At 42.4% G+C, this 7,727-nt stretch carries 4 protein-coding genes and 1 tRNA gene; 3 read left to right on the forward strand and 2 right to left on the reverse strand.

Going from position 1 to position 7,727, the window contains the following annotated elements:
• Nucleotides 1-64: 64 nt before the first annotated feature.
• Nucleotides 65-146: transfer RNA gene (locus BUC17_RS02290), tRNA-Leu, on the forward strand.
• A 249-nt stretch (nucleotides 147-395) separates the two neighbouring features.
• The gene (locus BUC17_RS02295) at nucleotides 396-1,142 is read left to right on the forward strand and encodes a hypothetical protein (RefSeq protein WP_143161687.1); all 747 of its coding nucleotides are present in this window, start codon (nucleotides 396-398) and stop codon (nucleotides 1,140-1,142) included.
• A gap of 28 nt (nucleotides 1,143-1,170) precedes the next feature.
• Here the strand turns inward: BUC17_RS02295 and BUC17_RS02300 are convergent, their stop codons facing one another.
• Both BUC17_RS02300 and BUC17_RS02305 read right to left on the reverse strand, forming a co-directional pair.
• Nucleotides 1,171-2,931: a DUF885 domain-containing protein gene (locus BUC17_RS02300; RefSeq protein WP_073361153.1), complete on the reverse strand. Its 1,761-nt coding sequence runs from the start codon at nucleotides 2,929-2,931 to the stop codon at nucleotides 1,171-1,173.
• Nucleotides 2,932-2,934: 3 nt separating this feature from the next.
• Nucleotides 2,935-3,828 carry a NifU family protein gene (locus tag BUC17_RS02305; RefSeq protein ID WP_073361155.1) on the reverse strand — a complete coding sequence of 298 codons (894 nt, stop codon included), beginning with the start codon at nucleotides 3,826-3,828 and terminating at the stop codon, nucleotides 2,935-2,937.
• A 132-nt stretch (nucleotides 3,829-3,960) separates the two neighbouring features.
• Between BUC17_RS02305 and BUC17_RS02310 the strand changes: the two genes are divergently transcribed.
• Nucleotides 3,961-7,727: choice-of-anchor L domain-containing protein (locus BUC17_RS02310; RefSeq protein ID WP_200798311.1), on the forward strand; the 3,767-nt coding region annotated here is incomplete at its 3' end.

Consider the following 7,727-nt stretch of genomic DNA (forward strand, 5'->3'; position numbering starts at 1 on the left):
TTTCGAAATTGATTGTTGCGGTTTGGAAATTCAAAATAATGCCTATATTTGCACTCACCATTTTGCGGGTGTGGCGAAATTGGTAGACGTGCCAGACTTAGGATCTGGTGCCGCAAGGCGTGTAGGTTCGAGTCCTATCACCCGCACAAAATCCAGACGAGAGTCTGGATTTTTTTTTGCGTGTAGGCTCCCCCTAAGTGTAATTTAACTGAGAGGAACGATTCGGGGTAGTTTTATGAGGTGAAAAATTGCTTAAATCACTCGATTTTTTTTCGTCTACAGTTAATAACGCTTCGTCTTTCTGTTAAGAACTTCTCTTTATAAAGATTTACAGTATCAAAAGCTTACTTATTTTTGTACCATTCCGGTTAGGGTTTATGAAAAAGAGTACCGTTATGATTGCATTAGTAGTAGCATTTATAGGCATTGTCCTTGTGACAGGCGCCCTATTTTATTTATACAGTTCCAACGAAGTGGCCAAAACCAAGCAGGAAACTGGCGAATTGAAAGTGGATCGTGCCAACCGCGCCATAGAAGATATTCAAGAAGATATAGTCGAAACTAAAATGCAATTGGTCGAGAATGAGAGTAAATTGGAAGAAGCCAAGCCTAACCTTGAAGCACAAATTGCCTCCGATAACATTCCGATTGTTGAAATCACAGACACCGATTTGAGTGAATCGCGTGAAGTCAATGATGCTCGAAAAAAAGGGGAGCGCTTAACGTATATTCATCAACTTAAGTTCAATTTGGTGAATACGGGGAAGTTTTCATTGAAGGATGTTATTTTTTCTATCAAAGACATTTATACCGAAAACGGCGCTGGTCGCAAGAAAAAAGCAAAGGATTACACCTACATGGGGCGCACATTCAGCACTGAAGACGTGGGGGCGTACCAAAATGTGGAAATTCCTACGCTCAATTTAAAGTCCAAAAAGCAAGTGTATGTGTGTAATTTACCCTCCAGTTTTGGGGTGGGCGATTATTATTTTGATATTATTCTGGAGTGGAATGGCGGGTTTTACCAAATGCATGTGGATATTGAAGAGCTCAACGGGAAACTCAAATACCGCTATCAATTTTACGACATCGACGGTAAAGCCATTGATTTCAAAAAAGTAGAAGAAAAGATGAAGCCCTAAAAAAAGCCCCGTTATTGGGGCTTTTCGTTTATTTCGAAGTATCGATCCAGCGTTGTACTTTTTGTTCCAACAAGGCCAGAGGCATTACCCCTGATTCCAAAACGATTTGGTGGAATTTCTTGATGTCAAAGCGTTGCCCCATTTCCTTTTCGGCTTTTTTTCGTAGTTCCATAATTTTGAGCTGCCCAATTTTATAGGAAAGCGCTTGCCCGGGAATGGCCATGTAACGCTCAATTTCGGCAATAATGCTCGCTTCACTTTCGGCTTCGTTGGCCAAAGAATAGGCAATGGCTTGTTCCCGAGTCCATCCTTTGGTGTGAATTCCGGTGTCGACAACCAAGCGAATGGCGCGGTGCATTTCACTGCTCAACATGCCAAAATATTGGTAGGGATCGCGGTAGAGTCCCAATTCAAAGCCTAAACTCTCGGTATACAACGCCCAGCCTTCTCCATAGGCGCCAAACCAATTGAATTTACGGAAGTCAGGGAGACTTTTGTTTTCTTGTTGTAAGGATATTTGAAAGTGATGGCCAGGAATCGCTTCGTGCAAAAACAAATCTTCATCACCATAGTAATTGTATTTGGTCACATCGGGAATAGGGACGTAGAATGTACCGGGGCGCGATCCGTCGGTGGCGCCTTGTACATATTCGGCACTGGCTGTTTTTTCCCGAAAAGCTTCTGTCCTTTTTACGCGAAAAGGCGTTTTGGGTTGCAAGGCAAATAGCTTATCCACATTGGGTTTGATGGTGGTATGGATTTTTTCAAAATTGGCAATAACTTCTTCAGGCGACTTGAAGGGCATGAGTTCTTTTTTGTTGCGCACGTAATCAAAAAATTCAATGATACTTCCTTTGAAACCCACTTGATTTTTTACCTTTTCCATCTCACTTTTAATGCGAGCCACTTCTTGGAGTCCCAATTGGTGAATTTCATCAGGCGTTTTGGTCGTAGTAGTCCATTGCTTGGCTAGGGCGGCATACCAGGCTTTTCCTCCCTCCAAACTACCGATGCCACTGCTTTTTCGCGCTTGTGGCAGATACTCATTTTTCAAAAAGGCAACCATGCGTTGAAACGAGGGAACCAATTGGTTTTGAATCGTTTCACGGTAGGCTTTGGTCAGTTGCTCTTGTGTTGCCGCATCTATCGTTGAGGGTAATTTCGTAATTGCGGTGAAGTACAAATGGTTCTCTGGTTTTTCGGTGACCATGTCTTCAAACTGGGGAATCAATTTTTCGGTCAGTGCTTTGGGTAGCACGTATCCTTTTTTCATTCCTTTTTTCATGGCCACTTGAGCCGAATCCATCCACACGGCAAACAATTCCATTCGACGCAAAAAGTTGCGGTAATCTTTTTCATTTTTAAAAGGTTGCGCACTTTCTGCTCCCGCATATTGGCCCATGGTTAAATGCGTTCCCGAGAATTGATTAATAGGGAGATAATGCGTGGGGTGTTTTAAAAGTTCCTCTCCAACAGCAACTTCCCATTGTATGATATCGTAACTTATTTTTTCTTCAGCCGTCAGCGATTCATAGTCCACATCGGCCAACTGGGTTTTGGTTTGCGTGTAAAATTCTTGTTGGGCTTTTCGATAACCTTCGGTCATTTCAAACTGCAATTGGTCGTTGAATTTCGATTGACCATTTACCGTGGCATCTAGGGGATTAAGACGGTTTTTACCTTCAAAATAGGTTTGCGTTATTTTAGAAAAATCAACGGTTGTGGTCTTTTTTTGACAGCCTAGAGCACCCAAGAGGCTCAACAAACATAGGAGCGCTATTTTTTTCATGCGTTATGAATTTAAGGCTTCAACTACGATTTCGGGATCTTTAAGCATGTCTTTCAACATGTTTTCAATCCCATTTTTAAGCGTAAAAGTAGAGGAGGGGCAACCGTTGCAGGAGCCTTGCAATACCACTTTTACACGCTTCGATTGTTCGTCAAAAGAATCAAAAAGAATGTTGCCTCCATCGGCCGCTACAGCAGGTTTTACATATTCTTCCAAGATGTTGATGATTTGTTGTGAAGTGGTATCCAAATGATCAAAATTCTTGATTTGCTGCTTTTCCTGTTGAGGCGCTTGTTCCAAAAGATTTTCCTCCACAACAACGCCGCCATTTTCGATGTATTCTTTGATAAACGTACGCAATTCTAGGGTTACTTCATCCCAAGAAGCGATATCGTATTTGGTGATAGAGATGTAATTTTCGTCGAAAAACAATTCTTTGACAAATGGAAATTGGAACAAAGCTTGGGCTAGGGGCGATACTTTGGTCGCGTCTATATTTTTAAATTCGACGGCTTGAGGCGTGATTTTTCGGTTGACAACAAATTTCAAGGTAGCGGGATTCGGGGTGGTTTCGCCATAAACCGAAATTGGAATCTTTTTTGGAGCTGTATCCTCCAGAAGTACTTTTCCACCTTGTGCTAGGAAGTTTTCTATCTGTTCGGCGACTTCCTCTTGAACATCAGTCCATTCTACAATACTGAACCGTTCAATAGCCACAAAGTTCCCCGAAATATAAACCGTTTTCACAAAAGGGAGGTAGAACAATTTTTGCGCTAACGGCGAATTTTGGGCTTCGTCTATATTTTTAAATTCATAGTTTTTTCCGCGGGTTAAAAAATCAGGAAATTCAAATTTTATAATCGTAGGATTTTGGGTTTCTTTTATCGTAATTTTCATGTGTTTAAGGCTAATTTCTGCAAATTTAACAAAGTTATTTTTTGAGAATCTTTATATTTGAAGTTTTAAACAATTAATTAACAAAATTGCCGTTTCAGAAGAATCGTTTTTTTGTTACAAATAAGATTTCGAATGAGAGGAAAATTACTTCTTTTTTTATTGGGAATGCAACTTGGGTTCTCACAAGCAATTAATGTTGACTTAACTACCTATACTGTTCCTCAACTAGTTAGTCAAGTTCTGTTTTCAGGAGGTTCTGGTGGAGCTGCCTGTGTGGGAACAATAACGAATGTCACCTGGAGTACGGGAACAAACTTTGGATCTAATACCGCTGGACAGCCTGACAATGGAATCGGATATTTTACCAATGTGAATACTACATTTCCATTGGCCAATGGGGTGATATTGAGCACAGGTAGAGCAACAGCTGCCGCAGGTCCCAATGCCAATACGCAAAGTAATGGTGCTTTTACTTGGCCTGGGGATACTGAGCTTTTTGATTATATCACAGCTTTAGGGATTGACCCTCAGTTGAATAGTTATAATAATGCTACGATATTAGAATTTGACTTTGTTCCTTTTGCAAACAATATGAGTTTTGACTTTTTGTTTGCTTCGGAAGAATATGGAACCTTCCAATGTGATTATTCGGATGCCTTTGCGTTTTTTCTACAAAACACAACGCAGGGGACTCCTGTCACCAATTTGGCACTCGTCCCTAACACAACCGATCCTATATCAGTCACAACAATTCGCAGTGATGCGTACAATACCACTTGTGGGTCAGTAAATCAAAATTTCTTTGGAGTGTATAATGTTGTAGGGCCAGCGATTACTGCTACAAATTTCAACGGACATACCATTCGAATGACGGCTTCTTCAGCGGTTGTTCCAAACGAAACCTACCATATTAAATTAGTGATTGCCGATCGAAATGACCAAAGTTTTGATTCTGCTGTTTTTTTAGCAGGAGGAAGTTTTGATATCGGGGAGTTATCAATTGCATCAGATGCATCAACGGGTGGATTGCCAGGATTTACTGTGATTGAAGGAACTGCTTTGTGTGGCGGTGCTTCACAAGACATTGTTGTAGGAACTTTGATTCCTGGGGCTACTTACAACTGGTTCATTAATGGAACAACTTTAGTGCAATCGGGACCTTCCAATGTATTATCGGTGACTCAAGCAGGTACATATTCGGTTGAAGTCATTGCGCCTGGAGGATGTCAGATACCTGTTTCAAACTCATTCTTAGTAGAGGCATTTCCACTACCGCCGATTGGAACGCCATTAAATTTGTTAAATACTGGTCTGAACAACATTTTTAATCTTTCTTCGAATACACCAATAATTTTAAATGGATTACCAAATCCAGGAGATTACACGGTCACCTATTATACAAATCTTACCGATTTACAAAATCAACAAAATGAGATAACAAACACTAATGCCTATCCTGCATTATTTAATGGTCAAACTATTTATGCCTTAATTGTTGATCAATTAGGTGGATATCCTTGTCCAACGTCTCGTACATTTACCTTGAATTATGCTACGGTTTGCGAAACAATAACAAATCCATCGAGTAATGAAGTTTTGTGTGAAAGTACTGATCCTGCCGTATTTAGTGTAACAACTGATGCTACAGCCGCAAATTCCATCAAATTTGTTTATTTCAATGCTCCTCAAACAGGGGATGCTATGTATTCTGGAGGTACTGTGCTAGGTACGGTAACTCCTGCCGCAGGCGTGGCTACTTATGATGCGGGTGTGCTGGGCACAACGGGCTCTTTGCCGAATACACCAGGGACCTATTATGTGTATGCCGTTTTAAATCCTACTCCTTCTGATGCAACCTGTCGTCCTAATCAATTGATACAAGTTGTAGTTAATGATGGACCAAATGCAGGTACGGATGGCTCTGTTACCATTTGTGAAACCAATACGGCTACAATTAATTTAAATACGCTTATCTCGGGACAAGATCCGGGGGGCTCATGGGTTAGAACAACAGGTACTGGAGGTGTGTTCAATGCTGCGGCGGGTTCTTTTACTCCAACAGCAGGAAGTACTTCGAGTACCTTTACGTATACCGTTAATGGAATACCTCCTTGTCCTAATGATTCTAGTGTTGCTTCTGTAATCATTAATTCGCAACCAGACGCTGGCCTTGATGGACAAATTCAAATTTGTGAGACAAGTATGACTACCATCAATTTATTTTCTCTAATAACTGGAGAAGAAACAGGCGGAACATGGGTTCGAACCACAGGTACAGGCGGTGTTTTTAATGCCGCTGCTGGAACATTTACACCCGGAGCTGGAGTCACTACGAGCACATTTACCTATACTATTGTGGGTACGGCACCCTGTTTTGACGATAGTAGTGTGGCCACTGTTAATGTTGTTGCACAGCCCAATGCAGGGACTAATGGATCGGTTTCTATTTGTAGCAATGATCCCTCAACAATAAACTTAAATACTGTTATTTCAGGTCAGCAGGCCGGAGGAGTTTGGACAAGAACAACGGGTACTGGCGGTGTTTTCAATGCGGCTGCGGGTACTTTTACATTAACTGTAGGAGCAACCTCGAGTTCGTTTACCTACACGATTCCAGGAATCCTTCCTTGTGGGCCCTCTTCAAGTGTGGCTTCTGTGAATATCGTACCACAATCCAATGCAGGAGTTGATGGTGCCACTACCGTTTGTGAAACTAGTACAGCTGCTATCGATTTATTCTCCTTAATTACAGGAGAACAGACAGGAGGAACGTGGACAAGAACTTCAGGATCCGGCGGTGTTTTCAATGCTGCGGCTGGAACATTTACTCCAGCTATCGGCGCAACTTCAAGTGTGTTTACTTATACTCTTACAGGCACTACGCCTTGTGCAAATGACTCCAGTGAGGTTGTTGTTACTGTTCAACCCCAACCCCAAGCAGGTATCGATGGAGGGTTGACTATTTGCAACACTAGCACTTCGGTTATCGATTTGTTTACCCTAATCACCGGGGAGCAAACAGGAGGTACTTGGACAAGAACGTCGGGTTCAGGTGGAACGTTTAATGCCGCTTTAGGTACATTCACCCCTTCTTTAACTTCGACTTCAAGTACCTTTACCTATACCGTAAGTGGTGTAGCGCCATGTATTGCGGATAGTAGTATTGCTACGCTTACCGTTAATGTGCAACCCTCAGCGGGGAATGATGGATCAATTGCTGTTTGTGAAACTAGCACCACAGCTGTCAATCTAGCTTCTCTAATTACAGGGGAACAAACGGGAGGAATTTGGACACGTACTACCGGAACTGGGGGGACTTTTGATGCTTTGGCAGGTACCTATACTCCTGCTGTGGGTGCTACCACAAGTACATTCACCTACACAGTTAATGGTGTTGCTCCCTGTGGACCCGATTCCAGCATAGCAACCGTTTCTATTTCAGTCGCTCCCAATGCCGGAAATGACGGCTCGTTAACGGTTTGTCAATCTACCACCCCCATCAATTTAGCTGATATTATCACGGGTGAGCAATTGGGTGGTTCATGGATTCGAACGGGAGGTACAGGAGGAACATTTAATGCTGCTGCAGGAACGTTTATTCCCGGTTTTAATGCAACTCCGAGTACGTTTACGTACACGGTTTCTGGTGTTGCTCCATGTGTGTCCGATAGTAGTATTGCTACCGTGAATCCTATCACCGCCCCCACCGCCAACACGCCCACCCCATACGAAGTGTGTGATGACAACAACGATGGTGTGGCGTGTACTTTTGTGTTGGGCACAAAGACTCCGGAGATTACCACCAATCCCAACGTGCAGGTGAGTTACCACTTAACGCCCACCGATGCGCAAACTGGGTTTAATCCGATTGCGCCCAACCAGCCGTTTTGCAACAACGA

Origin of the sequence: Flavobacterium fontis, assembly GCF_900129405.1 — a bacterium.
Lineage (GTDB): Bacteria > Bacteroidota > Bacteroidia > Flavobacteriales > Flavobacteriaceae > Flavobacterium > Flavobacterium fontis.

Bases quoted from the DNA above. Each gene is read 5' to 3' on its own strand.
- BUC17_RS02295 (WP_143161687.1), top strand. From the start codon at position 396: ATGATTGCATTAGTAGTAGCATTTATAGGCATTGTCCTTGTGACAGGC.
- BUC17_RS02300 (WP_073361153.1), bottom strand. From the start codon at position 2,931: ATGAAAAAAATAGCGCTCCTATGTTTGTTGAGCCTCTTGGGTGCTCTA.
- BUC17_RS02305 (WP_073361155.1), bottom strand. From the start codon at position 3,828: ATGAAAATTACGATAAAAGAAACCCAAAATCCTACGATTATAAAATTT.